29 protein-coding genes are annotated in these 25,383 nt (G+C 43.0%); all 29 read right to left on the bottom strand.

Going from position 1 to position 25,383, the window contains the following annotated elements:
- Positions 1-121: 121 nt before the first annotated feature.
- The 29 genes from GZ22_RS06700 to fliF are packed head-to-tail and all read right to left on the bottom strand — an operon-like array spanning position 122 to position 25,326.
- The gene (locus GZ22_RS06700) at positions 122-592 is read right to left on the bottom strand and encodes a DUF6115 domain-containing protein (protein ID WP_038560253.1); all 471 of its coding nucleotides are present in this window, start codon (positions 590-592) and stop codon (positions 122-124) included.
- 36 nt (positions 593-628) lie between these two features.
- Complete coding sequence (locus GZ22_RS06695; RefSeq protein WP_038565744.1) at positions 629-1,405, bottom strand: FliA/WhiG family RNA polymerase sigma factor; 777 nt, start codon at positions 1,403-1,405, stop codon at positions 629-631.
- Between the two features lie 50 nt (positions 1,406-1,455).
- The gene (locus GZ22_RS06690) at positions 1,456-1,950 is read right to left on the bottom strand and encodes a chemotaxis protein CheD (protein ID WP_038560250.1); all 495 of its coding nucleotides are present in this window, start codon (positions 1,948-1,950) and stop codon (positions 1,456-1,458) included.
- Positions 1,943-2,587 (bottom strand): chemotaxis protein CheC, encoded by a 645-nt coding sequence (locus GZ22_RS06685; protein ID WP_038560247.1) that lies wholly within the window; start codon positions 2,585-2,587, stop codon positions 1,943-1,945. Before GZ22_RS06685 ends, GZ22_RS06690 begins: the two co-directional genes overlap by 8 nt.
- The gene (locus GZ22_RS06680) at positions 2,587-3,057 is read right to left on the bottom strand and encodes a chemotaxis protein CheW (protein WP_038560244.1); all 471 of its coding nucleotides are present in this window, start codon (positions 3,055-3,057) and stop codon (positions 2,587-2,589) included. The genes GZ22_RS06685 and GZ22_RS06680 overlap by 1 nt, the downstream gene beginning before the upstream one ends.
- A gap of 12 nt (positions 3,058-3,069) precedes the next feature.
- Positions 3,070-5,070 (bottom strand): chemotaxis protein CheA, encoded by a 2,001-nt coding sequence (locus tag GZ22_RS06675; RefSeq protein ID WP_038560241.1) that lies wholly within the window; start codon positions 5,068-5,070, stop codon positions 3,070-3,072.
- On the bottom strand, positions 5,061-6,137 hold the full coding sequence (locus GZ22_RS06670) for a protein-glutamate methylesterase/protein-glutamine glutaminase (protein ID WP_038560238.1): 1,077 nt from the start codon (positions 6,135-6,137) through the stop codon (positions 5,061-5,063). The genes GZ22_RS06675 and GZ22_RS06670 overlap by 10 nt, the downstream gene beginning before the upstream one ends.
- Positions 6,109-6,993 (bottom strand): MinD/ParA family protein, encoded by an 885-nt coding sequence (locus tag GZ22_RS06665; RefSeq protein WP_051748094.1) that lies wholly within the window; start codon positions 6,991-6,993, stop codon positions 6,109-6,111. Before GZ22_RS06665 ends, GZ22_RS06670 begins: the two co-directional genes overlap by 29 nt.
- Positions 6,986-8,089 (bottom strand): flagellar biosynthesis GTPase FlhF, encoded by a 1,104-nt coding sequence (gene flhF / locus GZ22_RS06660; RefSeq protein WP_038560235.1) that lies wholly within the window; start codon positions 8,087-8,089, stop codon positions 6,986-6,988. The genes GZ22_RS06665 and flhF overlap by 8 nt, the downstream gene beginning before the upstream one ends.
- On the bottom strand, positions 8,086-10,119 hold the full coding sequence (flhA, locus tag GZ22_RS06655; protein ID WP_038560232.1) for a flagellar biosynthesis protein FlhA: 2,034 nt from the start codon (positions 10,117-10,119) through the stop codon (positions 8,086-8,088). The genes flhF and flhA overlap by 4 nt, the downstream gene beginning before the upstream one ends.
- 18 nt (positions 10,120-10,137) lie before the next feature.
- Positions 10,138-11,217 carry a flagellar biosynthesis protein FlhB gene (flhB, locus tag GZ22_RS06650; protein ID WP_038560229.1) on the bottom strand — a complete coding sequence of 360 codons (1,080 nt, stop codon included), beginning with the start codon at positions 11,215-11,217 and terminating at the stop codon, positions 10,138-10,140.
- A 1-nt stretch (position 11,218) separates the two neighbouring features.
- Positions 11,219-11,998: a flagellar biosynthetic protein FliR gene (gene fliR, locus GZ22_RS06645; RefSeq protein WP_038560226.1), complete on the bottom strand. Its 780-nt coding sequence runs from the start codon at positions 11,996-11,998 to the stop codon at positions 11,219-11,221.
- A 4-nt stretch (positions 11,999-12,002) separates the two neighbouring features.
- Positions 12,003-12,272, bottom strand: coding sequence for a flagellar biosynthesis protein FliQ (fliQ, locus tag GZ22_RS06640; RefSeq protein WP_038560224.1), 270 nt, complete (start codon positions 12,270-12,272; stop codon positions 12,003-12,005).
- 22 nt (positions 12,273-12,294) lie between these two features.
- Positions 12,295-12,960 (bottom strand): flagellar type III secretion system pore protein FliP, encoded by a 666-nt coding sequence (fliP, locus tag GZ22_RS06635; protein ID WP_038560221.1) that lies wholly within the window; start codon positions 12,958-12,960, stop codon positions 12,295-12,297.
- Complete coding sequence (locus GZ22_RS06630; RefSeq protein WP_038560218.1) at positions 12,953-13,639, bottom strand: flagellar biosynthetic protein FliO; 687 nt, start codon at positions 13,637-13,639, stop codon at positions 12,953-12,955. Before GZ22_RS06630 ends, fliP begins: the two co-directional genes overlap by 8 nt.
- Positions 13,640-13,654: 15 nt before the next feature.
- The gene (locus tag GZ22_RS06625) at positions 13,655-14,017 is read right to left on the bottom strand and encodes a response regulator (RefSeq protein WP_038560215.1); all 363 of its coding nucleotides are present in this window, start codon (positions 14,015-14,017) and stop codon (positions 13,655-13,657) included.
- Between the two features lie 26 nt (positions 14,018-14,043).
- On the bottom strand, positions 14,044-15,183 hold the full coding sequence (fliY, locus tag GZ22_RS06620) for a flagellar motor switch phosphatase FliY (RefSeq protein WP_038560212.1): 1,140 nt from the start codon (positions 15,181-15,183) through the stop codon (positions 14,044-14,046).
- On the bottom strand, positions 15,176-16,177 hold the full coding sequence (gene fliM, locus GZ22_RS06615; RefSeq protein WP_038560209.1) for a flagellar motor switch protein FliM: 1,002 nt from the start codon (positions 16,175-16,177) through the stop codon (positions 15,176-15,178). The genes fliY and fliM overlap by 8 nt, the downstream gene beginning before the upstream one ends.
- 32 nt (positions 16,178-16,209) lie before the next feature.
- On the bottom strand, positions 16,210-16,623 hold the full coding sequence (locus GZ22_RS06610) for a flagellar basal body-associated FliL family protein (RefSeq protein WP_038560206.1): 414 nt from the start codon (positions 16,621-16,623) through the stop codon (positions 16,210-16,212).
- The gene (locus GZ22_RS06605) at positions 16,613-16,831 is read right to left on the bottom strand and encodes a flagellar FlbD family protein (RefSeq protein WP_038560203.1); all 219 of its coding nucleotides are present in this window, start codon (positions 16,829-16,831) and stop codon (positions 16,613-16,615) included. Before GZ22_RS06605 ends, GZ22_RS06610 begins: the two co-directional genes overlap by 11 nt.
- A 38-nt stretch (positions 16,832-16,869) precedes the next feature.
- Entirely contained in the window at positions 16,870-17,694 is an 825-nt protein-coding gene (gene flgG / locus GZ22_RS06600) for a flagellar basal body rod protein FlgG (protein ID WP_038560200.1), read from the bottom strand.
- A 26-nt stretch (positions 17,695-17,720) separates the two neighbouring features.
- Complete coding sequence (locus GZ22_RS06595) at positions 17,721-18,164, bottom strand: flagellar hook capping FlgD N-terminal domain-containing protein (protein WP_038560197.1); 444 nt, start codon at positions 18,162-18,164, stop codon at positions 17,721-17,723.
- Positions 18,161-19,546, bottom strand: coding sequence for a flagellar hook-length control protein FliK (locus GZ22_RS06590; RefSeq protein WP_038560194.1), 1,386 nt, complete (start codon positions 19,544-19,546; stop codon positions 18,161-18,163). Before GZ22_RS06590 ends, GZ22_RS06595 begins: the two co-directional genes overlap by 4 nt.
- Complete coding sequence (locus GZ22_RS06585; protein WP_038560191.1) at positions 19,539-20,171, bottom strand: MotE family protein; 633 nt, start codon at positions 20,169-20,171, stop codon at positions 19,539-19,541. The genes GZ22_RS06590 and GZ22_RS06585 overlap by 8 nt, the downstream gene beginning before the upstream one ends.
- Positions 20,172-20,174: 3 nt before the next feature.
- Positions 20,175-20,621 carry a flagellar export protein FliJ gene (fliJ, locus tag GZ22_RS06580; RefSeq protein ID WP_038560188.1) on the bottom strand — a complete coding sequence of 149 codons (447 nt, stop codon included), beginning with the start codon at positions 20,619-20,621 and terminating at the stop codon, positions 20,175-20,177.
- Between the two features lie 4 nt (positions 20,622-20,625).
- Positions 20,626-21,936, bottom strand: coding sequence for a flagellar protein export ATPase FliI (gene fliI / locus GZ22_RS06575; RefSeq protein WP_038560185.1), 1,311 nt, complete (start codon positions 21,934-21,936; stop codon positions 20,626-20,628).
- Positions 21,936-22,682, bottom strand: a complete 747-nt coding sequence (gene fliH / locus GZ22_RS06570; RefSeq protein ID WP_051748092.1) for a flagellar assembly protein FliH — start codon at positions 22,680-22,682, stop codon at positions 21,936-21,938. Before fliH ends, fliI begins: the two co-directional genes overlap by 1 nt.
- Positions 22,675-23,688, bottom strand: coding sequence for a flagellar motor switch protein FliG (gene fliG / locus GZ22_RS06565; protein WP_038560182.1), 1,014 nt, complete (start codon positions 23,686-23,688; stop codon positions 22,675-22,677). The genes fliH and fliG overlap by 8 nt, the downstream gene beginning before the upstream one ends.
- 15 nt (positions 23,689-23,703) lie before the next feature.
- Positions 23,704-25,326: a flagellar basal-body MS-ring/collar protein FliF gene (gene fliF / locus GZ22_RS06560; protein WP_038560179.1), complete on the bottom strand. Its 1,623-nt coding sequence runs from the start codon at positions 25,324-25,326 to the stop codon at positions 23,704-23,706.
- Positions 25,327-25,383: the final 57 nt, after the last annotated feature.

Genomic DNA, 25,383 nt, shown 5'->3' with positions numbered 1-25,383 from the left:
GGAACTGACAATCTGTCAGCACCTCCCGTAAAAATCGGCAGACGTGTGTATTAACACCAAAAATAAATATAGCACAGCTATAACCATCAATCAAGCATCTTAGACATGTTTTTGTATTTTCTCAGCTTTTTCTTTTATTTTCACCATTTTTCTTCATTAAAAGAATCAATTCTACTTCCGTCTTCCCCATTCCGAGCTGCTTCGCAATCTCAACAGAAGATAACCCTTGATCATGAAGCTGCAGCACGCGGCTGAGATTGGACATGGATACTTGATCTTCTTCCTCCGCTGGTTGAGGCGGTGTGTAATCAGAAACAGGTCGTGTGTCGTCTTCTATTGCTGGAGAAGGTTGGCTGTTTTTCTCCTCCACGATTTTTTGCGAGTAGGCTTTTCCGGGCTGAAGTTCTGAATGAAGAAGTCGATCATTCTCTTCTTTCAATTCATTGAGTATCGAGCTGAGCATCGCTTCGTACTCTTGTTTATCTTTCTGCTGCCGGCTTTCCAGTTGCTGTATGTTTGATTGCAATGCGCGGATAGCTATGAAGGTCAGTAAATGAAGGAGCAGACTGGCACAGACTAGTAGTGTTATCATGGAGAACCTTCTTTCTATATAAATTGGAAATAGCTTTCAGCTAGTTGCTGAAAGCTTTGCTAGGGATTCCCGTAATTTGAATATGGCGCGTTTGTGAATTTGTGAAATACGTGATGTTGTCAATTCCAGTATGTGTCCAATTTCAGTAAACGTTAATTCTTCCTTATAAAAAAGGCTTACAACAAGCTGTTCATGTTCATTCAGCTGCTTAATGCTGTCTGTCAACTGCAAAACAAGTTCCTTCTGCAGCACTGCATCTTCCGGCTGCGGTGTCTTGAGATCAGGAAGAACATAGCTTGTATCCTGTTTGTCTTGCTTTGGCCGAGCTGGCTTGTCATCCATGGACAGAACATTAGAGAACAGCGCATCGCATACTGCCTCCTCTACTTCCTCCCGGCTCAAGCCAGTCTGCTTTGCGATCTCTATGCTGGTCGGTTTCCGTTCCAATGATTGTTCGAGTTTGCTCGCAGCTGCTTCTATTTTCTTCACTTTATCACGTACAGTCCGGGGAAGCCAGTCTTCCTTCCGCAGACCGTCCATGATGGCTCCTCTTACTCGGAACGAAGCATAAGTTTCAAATTTAAAATCCCGGCTTGGCTCAAACTTTTGTAAAGCATCATACAATCCTGTGTAACCGAAGCTTCTGACATCATCTCTGCTCACACTGGAGGGAAGGTGCGCAGCGATGCGCTGCGTATGGTAATCGACTACATGCATATACATCCGCATCAATTCATTGGCAGCTTCACTATCTTTTTTGTAAAACCAGCTGTTCCAATACTGCTGTTCTGTTTCTGATCCATAATTGATCATGAAACTCCCTCCTTTGTTTGCTGTTACGTCATAAGAATGAAGCTGCTCCATTATATGATCGCTTCCTCTTTGCTTACTGTTTTAATCTTCAAACCACATGTATTTGTATTGAATTCTATCGTACGTCCATTGCTCCCACCGACATCTTTGCTCTCGATGGGGATACGATATTCTCGTAGCTTTTGCTCCACTGCTTCTATATTACGCGGACCAATTCGCATTTTCTCGTCACTGGACATGAAGGAGAACATCTGCGCTCCGCCTGCAAGCTTCGCCTTGAAACGACTCTTGCTTGCACCGCGGCGCAGCAGATTAGCAATCAAGTCGTCTAAAGCTGTATCTGCATATTTGTTTCGGTTCATCTGTGTCTGCTTAGCCATATTAGAGTCAGGCAGCATGACATGTGCCATACCAGCAATTTTCTTTTGCTTATCGTATACAACAACCCCGACACAAGATCCAAGTCCGGCAGTCCGAAGATGCTCTGGATAGGTAGCAATTTTTGCATCGGCAATGCCTACGTGCAAGATTTCAGCTTCAGTCATCTTCCTCGACTCCTAAAGCACGAAATAAATGACCGAAGGCTTCTGGATGAAGCAATAGCAGAAATTTCCCCTCAACCATATGCTGCTGCTGATTCGGGTCGTTTAGTGCGATGACCGTATCGATGACGACGGTATAATCGCTTTCCTCCGCTATCTCGATTAAACCGTTTGCCAAGATGGCACCACCCATATCGACACTGATTTGCGGAACCGATGGCTGCATATTTACTTTGGCGAAGTCGCTAATTGCAGATAGATAGCTTCCTGCCAGGATGTTTCCCATCTCATGCAGCGCAGAAAGATTTATATCATCATGGGACGTGTTGGACCATGAAAAGCTCTCATTTCCAGTTATATAATGTACAAATAACTCTGCTTCAGCAGGTTGGAGCAAAAAGAACATATTTCCTGGCGCATCGCCTTGAACCCTAAGGTAGATGGCGGCCAGCGGCAGCTCAGCCCCGCCAATAGATTCAATCAGTTCATTAAAGTGACAGATTCGAACTGCTGGCACTTTCATATCGATATCTTGGCGGAGCAAAGTAGAAAGCGCCGTAGCTGCATTGCCTGCGCCAATGTTCCCTGCTTCTTTCAATGCATCCAGCTGATCTTCCGTTATATTACGAAGATCATACATTAGCTTTCGATAGACTTGATTGCTTCGATTTCATGGAATTTCAGAACTTTTCTAAGATCAAGTAAAATGACAAGTCTGTCTTCAAGTTTCACTACACCATCGATGTAATCGACATTAATTGCCCCAATGACTTGCGGTGCTTCTTCGATTTTATCTACTGGAATATCCACGACATCATTCGCTGCATCCACAATCAAACCCATTGATGTGTCATCCAAATCCACAATGATGATTCTTGTATTTTCATCGACCGGAGTCTCTTCAAGCCCAAGTCGGCTTCGCAAATCAACGATTGGCGTAACAACTCCGCGCATATTGATAACACCTTTGATAAAGCTCTCTGTATTCGGAACTCTCGTAATATGCTCCATCTTCTCGATAGACCCTACTTGTGTTACAGGTACTGCGTATTCTTCGTTTTTTAACTGAAAAACAATTACTTTCACATCTTGTATGATTTCTTCTGCCATGATGAACCCTCCTTATTTAATTAACGCATTGCTGTCGATAATAAGTGCTACTTGGCCATCTCCTAAAATAGTAGCTCCAGAGATAGCGAAAATTTCAGTTAAGTAATTTCCAAGGGATTTAAGGACGATTTCTTGCTGACCAATAAAGCTGTCCACAATTAATCCTGCTGATTTGTCACCTTTTTTAATAATGACCACAGAGTAATAATCCGTTTCTTCTTTTACTTCCGGTACTTGGAAAACTTCTTTTAAGGATACAAGCGGAACGACTCTGCCCCGGAAATCGATAACTGCTTGATTATGAACATGCATGATATCCGATTTCGGAATAATTGCTGTCTCAATAATCGAAGATAGCGGAACAGCATATTTCTCATTTTGGATCTCTACAAGCAGGACACTGATAATTGATAATGTCAGCGGCAATTCAATACTGAATATAGACCCTTTTCCTTCTTCAGAGTTTATTGTTATTGTTCCACCAAGTGATTCGATTGTATTTCTGACAACATCCAATCCGACACCACGACCTGAAATGTCTGAAATAGTGTCAGCTGTTGAGAATCCGCTTTGCATAATCAAGCTGAATACTTGGTTGTCATTCATGATTGCTGCTTGTTCTTTTGTAATAAGACCGTTCTTAATTGCTTTTTCAGTTACTTTCTTCCGGTTGATCCCGGCTCCATCATCGGTAATATCAATAAATACATGATTACCAGAATGATAAGCTTTCAGTTTGATCGTACCCGTTTCCGGCTTACCTAACTCTCGTCTTACTTCCGGCGTTTCAACACCATGATCCAGACTATTGCGAATTAGATGTACTAGAGGGTCACCGATTTCGTCTATAACTGTACGATCGAGCTCTGTTTCAGCGCCTTCAATTTGCAGATCGATTTTCTTGCCAAGATCTTTCGCAAGCTGTCGCACCATGCGTGGGAAGCGATTGAACACTTGATCAATTGATACCATTCGCATAGTCAGAACAATACTCTGAAGATCTCCAGAAATTCTCGCCATACGCTCGACTGTCTCATGCAGCTCTGGGTGTTTTACATCATCAGCAATCTGCTCAAGTCTGCCGCGATCTATGACTAGTTCCTCAAACAAATTCATCAAAATATCAAGGCGTTCAATATTGACTCGAATCGTCTTGTTGCTTTGCTGAGCTTTTTTCTCGATTGTTGTTACTTCAACCTTCTCTTCCTCCACAGAAGCAGTTACTTCTTCTTGACCTTCATCTTTAACGTGCTTATATGTATCGATGAAGAAGTTTTGAATAGAAACAGCATCGATTTCCGATACTTTAAGAACCTTTTCCTCGATAACTTCTTTCGGTTCTTGTGTCACAAGTAATACTTCAAATGTCAGATCAAATGCTTCATCTTCAAGCTGAGAGACATCCGGATTACTTTTAACAACCTCACCCAAACTCTCGAGCACTTCGAATACCATGTAAACTCGTGCAGCCTTCAGCATGCAATCCTCACGCAACGTCACTTTGGTGTAAAAGTTTTGGAATCCTTTTTCTTCACTTTCTCGCAATACCGCAAGCTCAAATTCATCTAAAATAAGACCTGATGTATCACTGACTGGTTCCTCTGCAACTGCAGCAGCAGCCTGAAGCGGTGCATCACCAGACTCAATTGCAGCAAGCTGGCTTACCAATTCACTTACCTCTTTTGTTCCTGCTCCTCCGGATTCAATATCGAGGACCATTTCTTCCAGACTATCAACAGCATCAAAAACAATATCAAGTATGTCCGGGTTGATTTTAATCTGATGGTTACGAATTGCATCAAGTACATTTTCCATTTGATGCGTCAAATTAGCTAAATCCTGATAACCCATCGTAGCAGACATACCTTTTAGCGTATGAGCAGAACGGAAAATTTCATTCACTACACCGATATCTTCCGGTTGCTTTTCAAGTTCCAGTAAATTCTGGTTCAAAGCTTGAAGATGTTCCTTACTTTCTTCTATGAATACACCTAAATACTGATCTATTTCCATTTGTTAACCCCCTCTAATAGATTGATTCTCTGCTGGATTGCCGAAGCGATTGATTGGACCGCACAAACATGATGCAGCAGTCCGGCTTCTGCAGCCGCCCTAGGCATTCCATAAACGACACATGATTCTGCTGATTCACCGATGCTGTATACAGATGGCAGCTTGGTCTTCATTTTTTTCAGACCCTCGGTTCCATCTGATCCCATGCCTGTCATGATGACTGTACAAACATCCACATTAACCAAACTGCTGATTGATTCGAACATTCTGTCTACAGAAGGCCGATGCCCCTTCACAGGGTCTTCCAATGTCAGTTTGGCGATAAGCCTGCTGTCTGCCTGTACAATCGTCAGATGATGTCCTCCTGGCGCGATATAAACTACGCCATTTCTTAAGGTTTCATTTTGTTCTGCTTCCTTGACTTTTATTGCACTTAGGCTGTCCAGTCTTTCGGCCAAAGACCTAGTGAATCCTACTGGCATATGCTGGACGACAACTACGGGAGCAGCAAGTGCAGAAGGCAGTTTACCGATAACTTCCTGTAAAGCTCTCGGACCTCCTGTAGAAGTACCGATTGCTACCAAATTGCGATCAGCGGAATTCTTCTCAGGAGCCTTCGCAATAACCTTTATCTCGGCTGTTTTTACTTGCTCTCTGATTGAGAGACGAGAGGATGCTGCTGCCACTACTTTCATGACCAGTTCATCCCGCACCTTATCCAAATCCAAGGATATAGAACCAGACGGTTTTGCAATAAAATCAACTGCACCGAGTGACATGGCATGAATGGTCATATCTGCACCTTGCTTCGTTAAGCTGGAGAGCATGACAACCGGGAGAGGATGTTTCTGCATGATTTGCTTCAGCGCATCCAATCCGTTCATGATTGGCATTTCTACATCCATCGTCATTACATCTGGCTTCAGCTGACTGATTTGCTCCAGACCATCCTTACCGTTGCGGGCTGTTCCGATAACTTCCAGCCGATCATCACTGCTTAGTAAATCAGAAATAATTTTCCGCATAAAAGCGGAATCATCAACGACCAAAACGCGGATCTTTCCCATTGCGAGTTCCTCCCGTCCAAATATCTCTTAATCTGCCTATAAATGATGTTCTTTCTTTAGGGGTTGTTTCTTCTACAGGTTTCAGATAGCTGGCTGCGAGCTGCTTTATACTAGTTCCCGCTTTTGAATCCTTTTGATTTATGAATGGCTCCTGCATTTTCACCGATTTGGGAACCTGTTTATCTTCAGGCAAAATTCCCAAGAGCAATATCTCAGTATGAAGAAATGTCCGTATTACTTCCTTCATTCGAGCTGCTGTATCCTGTCCCTCACGCTTGTCCAATGCCCTATTTACAAGCAGATACATCGGCAAATCAGCACTCCGCTGCTTGATATGCTTGATAAGGGCATATGCGTCCATCATACTGGTAGGTTCAGTCGTGGTTACAACAATACTCTCATCTGCTGCTAAGATGAACGATGCACTTTCTTCCGTTAATCCAGCTCCCATATCAAAGAACACAAAGTCATAGATTTGCTGTGCTCTTTCAAACTCTTTTTGAAAATGCGCGAATCCAGTACCGTCCATATGAAAGAGTTCATTCATTGCTGCACCTGCTGCAATAAAGTCGAGACCATCAGGTCCTGCTTCCACAATCTGTTCAAGTTTTAAACGGTTCTGAATCATTTCAATAAAAGAATGCTTCGCCGAAGTACCTAGCAATATTTCAATGTTTCCCATACCTAAATCCAAATCAATAAGCAGAACTGATTTTCCAAGTTTGCTTAGTGCTAACGAAAAGTTCAGAGCAAAATTCGATTTGCCAACTCCACCTTTCCCGCTGGCAACAGCTATGGTGCGTCCAAGTGACATGCGCTGGACATTTGCACGAAGTTTAGCCGCTTGATCATGCACGAGCTGTCGCCTCCATCACACGTCTAGCCAAGTGTGATGCAGATGGTGCGATAATATCATCCGGTACATCCTGGCCGTGGGTTAGATAAGCTACACCGATATGTGCTTGCTGAATAAGATTAAGGATACCTCCGTAGCGGCTCGCTTCATCCAATTTTGTGAAAATAAACTGCTTGATTGGCAAATGTGCAAACTGGTCATATATCTCAGACAGATCACTAGCTCTTGTCGTTATGGACAAAGTTAAATACGTTTCCGCGTCATGCTGCAAGTCAAGCGTGCGCTCCAGCTCTTTTACATAAGCGGAATCTTTGAAGTTTCTTCCTGCTGTATCGATGAATACCAAATCATAAGCTGCAAGTTTCTCTCTTGCAGCTTGGTAATCTTCGAGCGAATAAGCAACTTCAAGCGGAACTTCCAATATTTTGGCGTATGTGCGAAGCTGATCAATTGCAGCAATTCTATAAGTGTCAGTCGTAATAAAAGCAACTCTTTTTTTATCTACTAAAGCACTCTTCGCAGCAAGTTTAGCAATCGTTGTCGTCTTTCCTACACCGGTCGGACCTACAAGATGTATGAATTTCTTTTCAAACTGTGCGGGCTTTTGGACCTTTTCAAACCGCTTCACTAAAGTATCGAGCAGCACCTGTTCGACATCTTTACTCGCAGCGTCTTCCAATAGTCGTTCCATAAGTCCAGAAGCGATCTGCGGATGGACCTCATTGTGCAGAAGTCGATCATACAGTCCTTGCAATGGCAGTGCATAATGCCTGGTCTGGTTGGAAAGTGCAGAAGTTAACTCCTTTTTAAGAGCGGCCATCTCGGCTGCAAGATCAGTTTCTGCATTGTTTGTCTCTTTTATTTCAAGAGGCATAGCGTTAGAGATTGCCGGCTTTCGCTCAATAAGACTGTTACTCTTCGCATCTTGCTGATCCAATGCCGCAATGACTTCAATACGCTTCTTCTTGAAGAGTCCGAGAAATCCGCCGCTTGTCAGTTCTTTTGTTCGAAGGATGACTGCATCCTTACCTAGTTCACGTCTAATCTGAATCATTGCCTCGGGCATCGTGGCAGCAGTATACTTCTTCATTTTCATGCGACATTCACCATCCCGACACTCCTGATTTCTGTTGTATTATCCAATTCGTTGTATGATAGGACGACTGCGTGCGGCAAACTGCGATCAAGTAGTTGACGGACATACATCCGGATCGTAGGAGAGCACAAAACGATGACTGTCTCTTCTCTTAAGGACAAACGTTCTGCTTGCTCCATAACTGACTGTACGATTTTCTGCTGTGATTCCGGATCCATAGATAAATAATTTCCATGTTCTGTTTGCTGGATATGATCAGCTATGACCTTTTCAACAGCTCCAGAGACAGTTATGACTTGTAGCGGCTGACTGTTTTGTACATATTGCTTCGTGATTTGTGGTGCAAGTGCTTGACGGGCATATTCTGCCAGCAAATCCGTATCAGTCGTCATCCTGCCGAAATCAGCCAACGTCTCGAAAATAACCGGCAGATTCCTAACCGATACATGTTCACGCAGCAGTTTTGCCAGTACCTTTTGTACATCTCCAACAGACAGCGGTTCCGGCGTCACTTCTTCTACTAATATTGGATAAGATTCCTTCAGATGATCGATAAGCTGCTTTGTCTCTTGTCTGCCAAGTAATTCATGTGCATGGCGCTTTATTGTCTCCGTGAGGTGGGTCGATACGACAGACGGCGGATCAACGACCGTATAGCCTGATAGCTCTGCATCATCCTTCGTCTCTTCACTGATCCACTTAGCAGGCAGCCCGAAAGCTGGTTCGAGTGTTTCAATACCATCCAGTCCATCATCTTCCACACCCGGACTCATCGCTAAGTAGTGGTCCAACAGAACCTCTCCAGCTGCGACTTCGTTGCCCTTTATCTTCAGACGATATTCATTGGGACCTAACTGAATATTATCGCGTATCCGCACAACCGGAATTACAATACCTAGTTCGATAGCAAGCTGTTTACGGATCATGACAATCCGATCCAGCAAGTCGCCTCCTTGATTCGTATCAGCAAGCGGTATTAGCGCATAGCCAAATTCGAATTCGATAGGATCCATGCTTAACAGATTCACAACGTTGTCTGAAGACTTCATCGTTGTTTCCTCTTGCACTTCCTCGGTTACTTCTGCGACAGTCTCCTGTTTTTTCTGAATTCTGGACAAGAAATAACCAGTTCCAGCAAGAATAGCAGCAATTGTAGTTGTTAAGAAAAAGTTGATCGGTGTTAACCCAAGCAAAAAGACTGTTCCAGCAGCAATATATAATAGCTTCGGGTATCGGAAGAGCTGCCTTGTTAAATCACTTCCTAAGTTCCCTTCTGAAGCTACGCGTGTCACCACAATACCTGTTGCTGTAGAAAGCAGAATAGCCGGGATTATTGTTACCAACCCATCACCAATCGTAAGTCGTACAAAGGTATTCGTCGCTTCCTGGAAACTCATACCCATTTGCATTATCCCGATAATCAATCCGAATACGATATTAATTAACACGATAATGATTCCAGCAATAGCATCACCTTTTACAAACTTACTCGCACCATCCATTGCTCCATAAAAATCCGCCTCATTCTCTACTTTTTCACGGCGCTTTTTTGCTTCTATATCTGATATCATGCCGGCATTCAAATCAGCATCTATACTCATCTGTTTACCTGGCATAGCATCTAGCGCAAACCGAGCAGCAACTTCAGATACTCGTTCCGAACCCTTTGTGATTACCAGGAATTGTATGATAACCAAAATGATAAACACAACAAAGCCGACGAGTGCATTGCCTCCAATTACAAAACTCCCGAAAGTTTCAACTACACCACCAGCATGACCTTCTGAGAGTATTGCTCTAGTTGTCGATATACTCAGTGCAAGCCTAAAGAGCGTAAGCAAAAGTAAGAGAGTAGGAAATATAGAAAATTGCAGCGCTTCCTCTGTATTCATCGCTACCAAAATAACGATCAGAGCAAACGAAATATTTATAAGGATCAGTATGCTGAGAAGCCAATCCGGAAGTGGTATGATCAGCATGACGATCACTAAGATTACTGCTATAAGTACTGACATATCCTTAAGTTTCATGTTGTAATTCCTCTTCTCTTACATTTTACGCTCCGTGCGATACACAAAGGCGAGCACTTCCGCAACCGCCTGGAAGAATTCTTCCTGTATCGGCTGGTTTAGCTCCACATTCTTATATAATCCGCGTGCCAACGGTCTGTTTTCTACCATCGTTACATTGTTTGCTTTAGCGATGTCCTTAATTTTCAATGCTACGTGATCCATTCCTTTTGCTATGACGATCGGTGTATCGGACTTTTCATCGTCATATTGAATAGCAATCGCAAAGTGTGTTGGGTTCGTGATGACTACATCTGCCTTAGGAACCTCGCTCATCATACGCATCATGGACATTTGGCGCTGCTTTTCTTTTATTTTGGAACGAATCAAAGGATTTCCTTCCATGTTTTTATACTCATCCTTGATGTCTTGCTTTGACATCCGAATGTTTTTTGCAAAATCAAATCGCTGATATGCGTAATCCAGCACTGCTACAAATAACAAGGCAATCGTTGCTGCAAAACCCATGTTTAACGTTATCTTTCCGAAAAACTGCATTGCATTTTCAGGAGACTTCGTGAACATAGTCATAACTGTATCCATGTTCTGCCAAAGAACATAGAATGCGACTGCTCCTACTAATCCAATCTTGAGCAAGGATTTTAGTAACTCTACTAAAGCCCTAACTGAGAAAATCCGTTTTGCCCCTTGGATAGGATCAATTTTCTTCAAGTCAAACTTGATTGCTTCGCCACTGAAAAGCAAACCGAACTGCGCGAAATTAGAGACAAGACCAGCCATAATAGCAATCCCCATAACTGGACCAACTATTTTCGCAAGAGATATGCTCATCTCTACAAGCAGTGTCTGCACAGTATTCGCTGTAATATCCTGATTCAGATAGTGACTGAATACATGTGTGAAAAGCTGAAGGAACTGATCTTTAAAATAACCGCCCATCAATGCCAAGAGTCCTAAAGAGAATAGTAGTAATATTGCAGTATTAACATCCTGACTCTTAGCGACTTGTCCTTTTTTTCTAGTATCCTGCTGTTTTTTAGGAGTTGCTTTCTCTGTTTTTTCACCAGCGAAGAACTGCAGGTCCAAACGATATTTCATTTTAAGCCCCTCCAAACAGCACCATCAGATCGCGCATTGTTACAAGCATAAAGTCGAACAGCTGCCGAACTACTGTCATATAGATTCCCATTGATAGGAACAGCAGTACAAAAGCTATTAATATCTTAATCGGAGGCCCTACGACAAATACGTTCAGCTGCGGTACTGTTCTAGCAACAATTCCAATAGCTACATCTACTAGAAACAAACAGCCAACAAGAGGGATGCTCATCTGGAATGCTATCAGAAACATTTGGCTGAAGGAACGGAGCACCAATTCTACAATCGACTGATCACCGAATGGTACCATTTCATCCAATGGTATAAGCTGATAACTGTAAAAAATACCATCAATCAAGAGCAAATGACCGTTAACGGAAAGCAGGAACAGCGTAGCAATCGTATATAGAAATTGTCCTGTAAGAGGACTTTGAGCCCTTGTAACAGGATCAATGACATTGGCAATTGCAAAGCCCATCTGAAAATCGATTAACCCTCCAGCAACATTGATTGCTTGGATGACTATGAAAGCGAGCAGTCCGATTGACAGTCCGACCATCGCTTCCTTAAAAAGTAACAGAAAATACGTGTGATCAACAGGAACTGTCGGCCGATCAATCGTAAAGAATATGATCATGGCAAGGAAAAAACTGAATCCAATCTTAAATGTTGTCGGTACGTTTCTGTAAGAAAACAGAGGTACCGTAACAAAAAAGGCAACAAGACGAACTAAAATTAATGCAAATGCTGGTACAACGGTGTAATCAATTTGCGACAGCATCTACTCAGCCCACAAACCGATCCAGATTCTCAAGGATACCTGCGGTGAATTCGACCATTCTAGTCAGCATCCAGGGACCGAAGAAAACCAAACCAACTAATACAGCAACTATTTTAGGAATAAACGCTAGCGTCTGTTCCTGTATCTGTGTCGTTGCTTGAAATATACTTACAATCAAACCAACAGCAAGCGCCAGAATAAGCAAGGGTCCGCTGACAATCAGCACTGTATAAATTCCGCGTTCTGCGATGGAAATAACAAATTCACTGCTCATTAACGTTACGCTCCTTCATTCGCTAAAACCCTCGCAGCAACGAGGAAGTGACCAGATACCAGCCATCCACTAGGATGAATAACAGTATTTTAAATGGTAATGAAATGATTACGGGCGGTAGCATCATCATCCCCATCGACATGAGGATACTGGCTACTGCCATATCAATAACAAGGAAAGGAATGAAGATCATGAAGCCCATTTGAAAGGCCGTCTTCAACTCACTTATTGCAAAGGCTGGTACAAGCGTTGTTAGCGGAATATCTTCGACTGATTCCGGTCTTTCGATACCGGCATAATTCATAAATAAAGATAAATCCTTTTGTCGTGTTTCTTCCGCCATGAACATCTTGATCGGGCCGCTCGCTTCTGTATAAGCCTCATCTAGAGATATTTCATCATTCATCAATGGTGTAATAGCCTGATCATTAATTTCATTGAAAGTAGGCGCCATGATAAAGAAAGTCATGAATAATGCAATTCCGATCAATACTTGCGTCGGTGGTGTCTGCTGTGTACCTAAACTCATCCTAACAAACGATAGAACTACTACAATTCTTGTAAAGCAGGTCATCAAAATAAGTATTCCTGGTGCTAGGGAGAAGACAGTCAATAATAACAGCAATTTTACCGAGGTAGATACATTCTCGGGGTCGGTTCCAGAAAATATATTGATAAAATCATTCATCGTCTGTATCCTTCCTTTGCTGCTGTTTCAACCTGTTTCTTGACTGCTTCAGCTTCCCTATTTCCTCTTTGAAAAGATCCTGGAAATTGCTTGCGGATTCCTTTTGTTCCGTTTTATCTTCTTGCTGCTTTTCTTCTTGCTGTTTTCTGCTCGGCAGAATGTTTGCCAACAAAGCAGATGCCTTCATTTCCTGCTGATCCTGTTCTGTAAGCTCCTTAATCGTCTGCTCATCTTTAATTTCCGTAAGCAAATCGACATTGTCGCCGACACCCAGCATAAACACTTTTTCACCGACCCGGACAATCTGGACGGATTTGTTGTTACCTAGCGCAATACCACCTATGTTCTCCATAGCCCGTACCTGCTGAAACAGCCGATTCCGTTTATTTAAAAACTTCAGTAGGACATAGATCAGTCCGAGCACGACGACTAGCGCCAATGCAAGCTTGACCAGATTCAGAAAGGTCGATGTGCCTCCAGCTGCTGAATCAGCCGAATCTACTGGTGGTGTATTCTCTTGTTGATTTCCGGCTTCATTCATATCTTTGCATTCATCTGATTGGGCTGCTCCTTCTTTTAAACAATCCTCCACGCTTGCTGCCGCTTCGGCAGAAACAGGAGAAAGGATAAGATGCAGCAATACGACGAGCATGCATGCCCAGACTGTTCTTTTCATCATTTCCTACTCACCTTTTTAGCTTAATGCTTTTTGAATTGCCTCTACAACACGATCTGCTTGGAATGGTTTGACGATAAAGTCTTTCGCACCTGCTTGAATAGCATCGATAACCATCGCTTGCTGCCCCATTGCAGAACACATGATAACTTTTGCATCAGGATATTGGCTCTTGATTTCTTTCATTGCAGCAATTCCATCCATTTCAGGCATTGTAATATCCATCGTCACAAGATCAGGAGTTAGTTCCTTGTATTTTTCTACTGCTTGCTGACCATCTTGTGCTTCCCCTACAACTTCAAAGCCATTCTTAGTCAAAATATCCTTGATCATCATGCGCATGAATGCAGCGTCGTCTACGATTAAAATTCTGTTTCCCATATTTTCTCTTCCTCTCAATGGTCAAATTAGTTAATTGATTTCAATCTATCTGTTTGGCTTAAGATGTCAGTAACACGCACACCGAAATTCTCTTCGATGACGACTACTTCGCCTTTAGCTATCAATTTATCATTTACATGTATATCCACTGGTTCTCCCGCAAGCTTGTCCAACTCCACAACAGACCCGACAGACAGCTCAAGGATTTCCTTGATGGTGCGTTTTGTTCTGCCCAGCTCAACAGATACTTTCAATGGGATGTCCATCAGCAAGTCCAAGTTACGCGGTTGTTCAGCAGGCGGAGCTGCTGGTGTTTCAAAGCTCGTGAATGCTGCTTGCTGCACATTCGGCGCAGGCTGAGCAAGCCGTGTCTGCTGCGGTGCAGTTTGCTGCATCGTCTGCATTGGCGCTTCCTGAATAGTCGGCTGAGGCTGGCTCGGAGCCGGCTGTTGTGATACAGCGACAGCTTCCGGTTCTTCGGGAGCTGGGTGAAGCAGTTCGTCCACCATATCCTTGGCAAAGTCTGTCGACAAAAGCTGCATGATGGAAGAATCTATCAAGTTACCAATCTTCAAATCAAAGGAGACACTTACTAGTTGTTCATCCTCCGGCAGTTTTTCTGCCCCAGTACCAGCAGAAAGATCCATTAACGCAATTGATGGTGGCGAAATATCAATCTTTTTACTGAACACAGTACTCATACTCGTCGCAGCTGCGCCCATCATTTGATTCATTGCTTCCTGTACCGCACTCTGATGAATTTCATTGAATTCTTCAGCTGGAGCGTTTCCGTCACCGCCGAGCATCAAATCTGCAATTATTGCAGCATCACTCTGTTTAATAACAAAAAGGTTGGCACCAGAAAATCCTTCTGTATAGCTGACCTCAATCGCCACATTGGGTTGCGGAAACTTATCATATAATTCCGATCTATTTATTACAGCAGTTTTTGGTGTAGTGATATCGACCTTTTGATTCAAAAGTGTCGATAGTGTTGTTGCTGAACTCCCGAACGAAATATTACCAATTTCACCTAGTGCATCTACTTCCATAGAATTCAAATCTTCCTCAGGGAGGAGCTGCGCATCATCTGTGCTGCTTGAATTGTCGGATGTTCCATTTAATAATGCATCTATCTCTTCTTGGGACAACATATTGTCACTCATTTTCTTCCCCCCCTGTTTCAATCTCTTCCATTACTTGTATCGCCATTCTGTTTTTCTGTTTACCAGGCTGCGCTTTGAACTTCACTTGATTGTCTACTTTCACATCAAGTGGACGATCTATCGGCTGATTTAGCATCAAGACGTCACCTTCCCTAAGATTCATCAACTCTTCTACTTGAATCGATGTCTCTCCAAGGATAGCTTTTAAGTCGATAGAAGCTTTCTGAATACTTGTGGTTAAATCTCGCCATTCTGTTTCATTACCTTGTTTGTCTACAGGAGCTTGCATCCAGTAATGAATGGAAAGTTTCGACACAATCGGCTCCAGCACAACATGCGGAATACAAATATTGATCATGCCGGACGTTTCTCCAATGGTTGAATTCAGAGTGACAACAACAACAGTTTCATTTGGAGAAACCATCTGAATAAATTGCGGATTTACCTCGAATTCTTCCATCACTGGATCAACGTCTTCCACAGACTGCCAGGCAGCTTTTAGATTCTCCATACCAGACTCTAAAAACTGAGTCATCAAAGTCGTTTCGATTTCTGTAAGGTTGTTGATCTTATTCACACTTCCGCCGCTTCCGCCAAGTGTCCTATCCAGCATCGCAAAAGCGATAGTAGGATCATACTCAATCAGAATTTTACCCTCAAGAGGTGCTAAACTGTATGTGTTTAAGATAGTCATCGTCGGAATAGAACGTATGAACTCCTCGTATGGCACTTGATCTACAGAAGCGACCGAGATCTGGACAAATGTCCGTAATCTTGCGGAATAGAACGTTGTCAGCAATCTGGCGAAATTCTCATGAATACGCGTAAGACTGCGAATCTGATCCTTCGAGAAACGGAGCGCCCGTTTGAAGTCGTACGTTTTTACTTTTTTGGCTTTCTCATCCTGCTTCAGCTCATCTGCATCCATCTCACCGGAAGATATAGCGGATAACAGTGCATCGATCTCATTCTGTGATAAGACCTCTTCTGCCATGCACGTCACCTCCGTTCCTGCTTTTCAGTGGTTTATTGTAGTACTTTACTGATCGTATACACATCATCGATCTTGCCTTCTTGCATTTCTTCATTCATTTTTTTCTTAAGGTTTTCTTCTAGATCTGTTAAACCAGCCTGAAAATCCTCTTTATTAATCGTAGTCATTTCTTTGATTACGATATTTTTTAGCTGAAATTGTCTTGCAGTCACTTCTTCTTTTGCTTTCTCGCCATCTGTGATGAGTTGGAATTGGATACGGACGATACTACCATCCTCCAAATCAGTCGTAATCTCATCTGTTGCTACTGAATATTCCGCAAGCTCCGTTGCAGAAGGTTCTTTAGCCTCTGACGTAGGGCTCGTGAAGAAATTCCATGCAACAAAACCGCCAGCACCTAAAATGATGACAACCGATAAAATAATAATGATAACTTTAGCGTTCATGTTTTTCTTGTTTCTCCTTCACACTGATCAAACCGATAGATTGATAGAATTGGCGTATCTTTCTTGTCACTTCTATCTCCGACTCCCGAACGATGATCTTTTTATTTGATGTCAATGTGATCGTTGTGTCAGGAAAGGATTGTATCTGTTCGATGAATAGTGCATTCAATGTAAATGATTCTCCATTTAGTCTTGTTAGCTGAATCATGCTATGAAAGGGAGCTCTTAACTCCCTTCACCCCCTTCTTAACGTTTCAGGTTAACAAGCTCTTCTAATATCTGATCAGATGTAGTGATGATTCTAGTATTTGCTTGGAATCCACGCTGCGCGATAATCATGTTCGTGAACTCCTCAGAAAGGTCGACGTTGGACATTTCCAGAGCCCCTGAGACGATATCAGCTGTACCATTTTCACCCGGTGCAGAAATACCTGCTGCTGACAAACCTGCATTCGCAGAATTACGATACGTACTGTTTCCGTTTTTAACAAGGCCATCTGGATTGGAGAACTTAGCTACTCCGATTGTTCCTGCTGTTGTTAATTCTCCATCAGCAGAATTATATTGAACCTGACCTTGACTGTTAATACTAATATTAGTAGCTTCTTTATCAATGGTTATAGCTTGTCCGTCCGTACCAAGAAGAAAAAGACCGCTGCTATTAACAACTCTGCCTTCTCCGTCAAGATAGAAGTTGCCGGCTCTTGTAAAGCTGACAGTATTTGCATTAAGATCGTTATTCCCTGTTGGCGCTGAAGATAGAACGAACATTCCATCTCCTTCTAAAGCAAGATCCAACGTACGATCAGTAGTCTGACGGTTCCCTTGCGTATGTACGTTATCAATAGAACCGATTTTTGAACCTAATCCTACTTGGCTTGCATTCGTTCCGCCAGTTGTTGCTGTAGGATCATTGGATGCTTTAATTTGTTGGTTCATCAAATCTTGGAAAGTAATTCTGCTTTTCTTATATCCAGATGTATTAACGTTTGCGATATTGTTGCCGACTACATCTAAGTTTGTCTGAAAACCTTTCATACCAGAAATACCAGAGTAAAGGGAACGTAACATTGCTTCATCATCCTTTTCTTATTTATTTATTCGTTGCTTACTTTCGTCACTGCGTCTGCATAAATTGACTTTCCGTTTTCAAGCTCCAGAACTGCATAGCCATCCTTTTGTGTCACAGCTGTTACTTTACTTGTAATAGTGTCTGTGATTTCACCTGTATCCAAGTTGTATTCGTTATACGTTACTTGTTTATCGATCATATGGCTGTACTGAAGGACAGGTGACATGACTGTCTGATTTCCTGCAAGAGACTGAACAGCTTCCGAAATATTCATGACCTGCTCGAGATTAGTGAAAGAAGTCATTTGATCCACAAATTTCGAATCATCCATCGGACTTGTGGGATCCTGATTTTGCAGCTGAACCATTAAGATCTGAAGAAAATCATCTTTGTCCAATGTTGCACTTGGTGTTCTGGTTTTTTGTGAGTCTAGATAATAGCTGGAGTCAATTGCTCCTGTAGTCGTCATATCTTAATCTCCTTTTGTTCAAGCAAGATGTCCGCAAACGTTGATTCGTTATCTTCAAGCATTACATTCTCTTGCTGTCTTTGTTGCCGATTTGGCTGTTCCTCATCATTTTTCTGGAACATTTGCTGATCATTTCTTTCAGGAGAAGCTGTTTGGATCTGATCTGCTCGCTCAGAAATTGTTACCTGATGAGGAGAGAACATATGCTTGAGACTTGAAATATTGGATTCAAGCAAATCTTTAGCCTGTTTTGATGTAGCAATAATCTGAACGGTTATATCTCCATTCTCACGGACTAATTTCACTTGTAAATCGCCTAAGTTACCCGGTTTAAGCTGAATAGATAATTCCTTTAAGCCGTTTCTATCAGATAAAATGCCGCTGAACTTGACTGCCTGTTCAAGCTTTTGGATAAGCTCCTCACTAGCTTGCTCCGGCATTTGATCAGCTTGTTTCAAATGGAAGACCAGTTGCTCCTGTTTCGGAACCTGGAACATGCTGACTTGCTTTTGATCCACAAGCTGTGAATCACGTTGCTGTGACGCTGCTGAGCTAGTCGGTATTTTTTCTTCTCCACCTTTGGCAGCGGCGTCCACAAGCTGTCGAACCGCGTTAGCAGTCTCTGTACGTTTTGTCTCAGATTGCTGCGTCAAGGCTGTTTGGTTTCTAGCAGTCTGCGCTTCCTGCAAACTAGAGCCTGTTGCTAAACGATTTGATAGAGCAGATAGCGTATCGCGTCTGTCGGCTGACAAAGTATCTGAAACTACTGAGTTATTTGCTGTTTTCTGGACAGATGTATTATCTGCAGCAGTTTGTGTAACTTGCGTTTCTTTCTTATTTGTCAGAGACATTGAAAAGTTTGAACTTGTCATAATCTGCAGAGAAGCTATCTCTTTTGCACTGTTGCTTACCAGCCCGGTCGCGGCAGGAAGACTGCCATTCGTTAACTGTTCTTGCAACTGTTCAAGCTGCGCTAAAATGTCACTAACCGCTGAGTTTTTGTCAGTCGGTTTAATATTCTGTAAAACGTTCTCTGCCAGTTCCTTTAATTGTGTCGGAAGATAAGCAGTTAGCTGTTCCTCTCCAAGCACTTGTTCCAGCAGTTCCCAAGCATCTTCAGGCTGCTCTTGCTCCTCAAGCTCCAGTGAGCCATTTGAAGGGACTTTGTCGAATAATGCTTCCAGAATAACCTGCATATCCTGCTGATCTTGACTGTCTAAAAGCATAGTTTCACTGCCAGCTTGATCCTTTATGACTTGGTCCCCCGTTTTGGAACTAACCTGCCGGAATAGACTTTGAAACACATCTGAAGGAGCGGATGTGCTCTGCTGCACTTTAGGAGTGATGCTTGTCGGGAGCATAGACATAATGACATTATTCAACTGCCTCTCCCTCCTTTTCTGCGTCATCAACCATTGCACTTGTATAAGAAGCTGCCGCCTCAGGATCCATTGCAGCGAGAATAGTTCCCCTTTTTTTACTTGAAAGCTCCTGAATGACGCCTAGAGCCTTCTCATTATCCAGCTTACTGATGATTGCTGCTGCTTTTGCATCATCCATCTTGCTGAATGAAGATGCTGCCTCTTTAAATGGAGTCGCTACTGTTTCACCATCAGCAGTAGTTGCTTGCGTTGCAGCAGTATCAGTTTCTGGTTCAGTGCCATTAATCTGATTTTCCAGTTTGACAATTTGCTGATTTAGATCGTCAATCTCGGCATTTTTAGCATCCTCAGTATCTTTCATCATGTCGATGGTCGCTTGCTGGTCTTTGAGCTGCTGTTTCAGCTTTTCTGCATCAGCTGTACTGCTCGTTGTTGCGGCAGTTTCATCATTGACCATGTTCCCTATGACCGGAATGCCAGAGGCAAGCTTTGCTACGGATACGCCTGAGAACTCTAAAATCGCAATTACGAGCGCTGCTGCCAGTACGACAGGCAATAAGAAGTAGAGGATAAATCCTTTTCCTTTGCCTTTTTTCTTTTGTTGGTCTTTTTTTTGTTTCACCATATACTATCGTGCTCCATTTGCTAAGAATTGGCGGATCGATATGTCATCCATCTGCTTATTTTCTTCCTCCTGCAGCTTGCGCCATGCTTCCTGCCTCTTCTTCTCGAGAAGCTTTTCGATCTTTTTCACTTCGATGTATGCTTCCGATAGCAGTTCCTGCTTTTCGAGCATAGCGTTACGGGCGAATTGTACAGCTATCTGGGCCCGGTCAATACGTCGATTGATCGTTTCTAGGAATTCATGGTGTTCAGACAGCCGCTGGATAGGAACAGAAGCCGCTAAGCCATTTGAAAGTTGCGCTTCAGCATCTTCTTTCTTTTTAAGAAGTTCATACAAAGTTGTAGCTGCTGCTTCGAATTGTTGCTGTTTTTCTGCAAAAGCTTGCTGTGCGGTTTTGCGTTCCCGCTCTTTCATACGTAATATCTTTTCAAATACCTTTGCTTCAGCCATTAGATCATCCCTTTCCTAGCAGCTGCTTCATGAGCTGAATTGCATCCGGGCGACTGGTAAATTCGTGCATTCCTTGCTTAAGAAAATCTAAAATAGATTTTTGATAGCTAATCGCTTCATCTATTTCATTATTTGTACCTCTTTTGTAAGCACCGATTTGAATCAGTTCACGGTTTTCCTCATACAAAGCAAGCATCGTCCGTAAACGCTGTGCAAGCTGATAAACTTCTTCGTCGGTGATTTGCGGCATCACCCGACTTATTGATTTAAGGACATTCAAGGCAGGAAATTGGCCTTGTTCGGCTAGTTTCCGGTCTAAAACGAAGTGTCCATCCAAAATACCACGCACTGTATCGGATATAGGTTCATTCATGTCATCACCATCTACAAGCACGGTGTAGAACGCTGTAATGGCTCCAAGTTCATTTGTTCCTGTTCGCTCAAGCAACTTTGGCAAAGCGGCAAATACAGACGGTGTATATCCTTTTGTCGTAGGCGGCTCGCCTGAGGCAAGACCGATTTCCCTCTGTGCCATTGCGACCCGGGTGACCGAATCCATCATCAAGTTCACATGCATTCCTTGGTCACGAAAATACTCACAAATGGCAGTTGCGGTGTAAGCACCTTTAATCCGCATGAGAGCAGGCTGATCAGATGTTGCAACAACAATTATCGACCTTTTGATACCTTCCTCGCCAAGGTCCTTTTCAATGAACTCGCGAACTTCACGCCCTCGTTCACCTATCAGTGCGATAACATTGACATCGGCGCTGGACTTTCGGGCTATCATTCCTAGAAGCGTACTCTTACCGACGCCGCTTCCGGCGAAAATGCCAACTCGCTGTCCCTGACCGACTGTCAGTAGACTGTCGATTACACGTACTCCAGTCTCCAGCGGCTCTAGAATCCGTGGCCTAGTCATTGGATTTGGAGGATTGCGATCCGTTGTAAATGACTTCAAGCCTTTAGGGAGCATACTGCCATCTAATGGCTGTCCTAACGGATCAATGATGCTGCCAATAAGCCCATGACCGATCTTGACCGACAGTGGCGAACTAGTCGCTTCAACTAAACATCCAGGTCCAACATCCTTCAGTGGAGCAAAAGGCATAAGCAACACTTTTTCGTCATCAAATCCGACCACCTCCGCCAGGAACCTTTCTCCTGAACTTGAAGAAGGATGAATATAACAGACTTCGCCTACACTTGTGACTGGACCGTGTGATTCAATCAACAATCCAATGACCCTGTGAATTCTTCCATATCTTTTGTAGGTATCCAGATTATCTAACTCATCAACATATCGCCCTAACATCAAAGAGATTCCTCTCGTCTGATCTCAAACAACTTTTCACGGAGAACTGTTAGCTGTGAATCAATGCTCGCATCAATTCTTCCATGCTTTGTTTCAAGAATACAGCCGCCAGCAGGCAAATCATGCTGAGGCATAATCATTAGGTCAAAATCATTTCCAGTCAGCAAAGCTAATTCCTCTTTTTGCTGCAGGACGAGTTCATAACTATCTGTATGAACATAAAGTCGAAGATCGGATCGTTCCTTCCAGTCAGCAATAGCACCCTTTACAAGTGATAGATAGCTTTCTGGTTCATCTTTCAGTTTTTCATGAAGAATCTTTTCTGCAAGCTTCAATCCAAGGTCAAGCAGAGCATCCTCACTGCCTTCTACTGTTGCTTTGTAGTCTTGCTGAGCCAGTTCAATCAAATTTTGCGCTTCTTCGATCTTGGCGTTATACGATTGCAGACCTTCCTGCTGTCCTGCATCAAAGCCTTTTTGATACCCTTCCAACTGCGCTTGCTCGACCAATTCCTGCCGCTCGGTTTCCCACTGAACTCTTTGCTCTTCCACAGCCTGTTTAGCAGCTGTCAGTATTTGGTCAGCTTCCGCCTTCGCATCCTGGACATACTGCTCTGACCGTTCTTTCTCAGCTTGGAAAGAAACAGCTTGTTCAGCACCATCACCTGTTTCAAGCGACAACTTGATTGGTTTTATACCGATTACTTTTGACTCTTGCACTGCAACTGATTGCCAGATATTAGACAATGATGTCATCTCCTCCGCCACGGGATATGATTATCTCGCCAACTTCTTCCAATCGTCGTATAACAGAAACAATTCGGCTTTGCGCCTCTTCTACATCCTTCAAGCGTACAGGACCCATGAATTCCATTTCTTCCTTGAACGTCTGCGCCATCCGGTCAGACATATTCTGGAATACAATATCTTTCACTTCGTCGCTTGCCACTTTCAGAGAAAGCTTCAGATCATCATTTTCCACTTCTCTAATCACACGCTGTATCGCACGGTTATCCAAGGTGACAATATCTTCAAAGATGAACATACGCTTCTTGATTTCTTCGGCAAGCTCAGGGTCTTGCACTTCCAGTTCATCAAGAATGGTCCTTTCTGTACTGCGGTCTACTCCATTAAGTACTTCTACAACTGCTTGGATACCGCCAGTTTGCGTATAATCCTGTGTAGCAGTCGCTGACAAGTTCTTCTCGAGTATCTGTTCAACCTGACTGATGATTTCAGGAGATGTACTGCTCATTGTAGCGATACGCTTGGCAACATCCGCCTGCATGTCCTGCGGCAACTCGGACAATATCTGACCGGACTGCTCAGGATCCAGATAAGAAAGCACCAGAGCAATTGTCTGAGGATGCTCGTTTTGAATAAAGTTGAGAATCTGTGTTGGATCTGCTTTCCTTGCAAAATCAAATGGTCTTACTTGCAAGGTGGATGTCAGTCTGTTCATGATTGCAGCAGCTTCATCCACTCCTAGAGCTTTCTCCAAAATTGACTTTGCATAGGCGATGCCGCCTTGGGATATATAATCCTGAGCAATGGCAATTTGATGGAATTGATCAATGATAGATTCCTTCTCTGTACTGTCCACTTTCTTGACCGAAGAAATCTCAAGAGACATGCGCTCTATCTCTTCTTCTGTCAAATGCTTATACACGTTCGCAGCCGTATCAGCTCCAAGAGAGATCATCAAGACCGCCGCTTTCTGTTTTCCTGTCAAACGTCCTTTCACAGCTGCCATTCCTTCATTGCTCCTTTAATCTTCAGCCATCCAGCTTCGCAATAATTTAGCGAAGTCTTCTGGTGACTCTTGTGCTAATTTTTCCAGTTGCTTTTGTTTCAAAGCTGATTCCGTTTCTGGAGTATCGTCTATTTCTTCTACTACGACAGGTGCTACTGCCATTTCTTCTTCCTCCAGCAATTCATCTTCCTCTTCTACTTGATTCCTTCTGGAGCGTATAAGCATGAATACAAGCACTGCAACAGCAGCTAAAAGAACTCCGCCCGCAATATATGCCCATACTGGAATTCCTGAACCAGCTGCGTCATCTGATTGTGCAGCCTGACTTGCAGCGAATGGCTGGAAGACAACTGAGACACTATTTTCAGGGTTTATTGTCTGTGCTACTTCCGCATCAACGGAAGTAGACACGATCGAATTAAGAATCGAGGTGATGCTTTCTTCTACTTGTGTTTGTTCTTGCTGTGTTAGCTGTTGAGCTTCACCGTTCTGCGCTGCTGCATTCTTATTACTATCAACCGCAACTTGAATTCCGATATCACGGATACTATATGGACTCTCGGTAATCTCTTTCTTAATCTTGTTGAACTCATAGTTCACAGATTCTTTTACATTGTTATAAGCACCGTCTCCGGTAGTAGTTTCATCTTCGGCTGCTACGTTTGGAACTTCTTCTTCACCAGTTCCAGCAACGCCGCCTTCTTCCGTTGGTTCGCCTTCATACGTTTCTGTTATAGTCTCCACACTTACAGGCAAACCTTCATTATTTTCTTCATCAACAGGTTCTACAAGTTCCTCTGTACGTGTCTCCTGATCAAAATCGATATCTGTTGTTACCGATACACGAACATTCTCAGCACCCACCATTGCTGCTAGCATTTGCTGTACGCGCTGCTGGATTCCTTGTTCAACTTCCTGCTTGATACCCATTTGATTTGTATAAGCATCTCCGCCTGCTTTGGCAGTATCCATGTTGATGTACTCAAAGTCCTGGTTGGTTATAACAATATTTTCTTCAGGAAGATTTGGCACGGTCTTCGAAACCAAGCGATACATTGCTTCTACCTGCTCAGGCTGAAAATCATAGCCGGTTTCTGTATTCAAAACGATTGATGCAGAGGCTTCTTCTTGCTCGTCCGTAACGAATACAGGATCAGTAGGTTTATTAATTAATACATTTGCACTCTTGATACCATCTATATTGGTCAAAAGCGTAGACAACTCAGTCTGTAAGGCATCAAGTTTAATAACATCAAATTCATTGTCTGTCATGCCCCATGAAGCATTATTGCTAAAGAAGGAATAATCAATACTGCCCGTTTCCGGTAATCCCTCTGCGGCTAAATCAACGAGTAATCCTTCAGCCTGTGTATCTGGTACAAGGATAGTTGATCCGTTACCTTGAAGCTCGTACTTAACGCCTTGCGCATCCAATTCTTCTTTTATCTTGCCAGCTTCTTGGGCAGAAAGATCTTTATACAACGGAACCATCGTTTCTTTTGTCGCAAAAAAAGAAGTGATACCAATGATTAGAATAAGAACAATCGGGGTACCTATTATTAGTGCTTTTTGCCATCCAGGACTTTTCTGCCAGAAACTCGTTATCTTTTCTTTGTAGCTTGCAATTCGCTGATTCATCTTGTTCCCCCAAAGCATAGGTCAAATTCATAACAAAAGCATATCTACTTTGAATGA

It is taken from the genome of Terribacillus saccharophilus (genome assembly GCF_000725365.1).
Lineage (GTDB): Bacteria > Bacillota > Bacilli > Bacillales > Amphibacillaceae > Terribacillus > Terribacillus saccharophilus.
The sequence above is the reverse complement of the archived record's forward strand: the minus strand, read 5'-3'. Positions and strand labels throughout refer to the sequence as shown.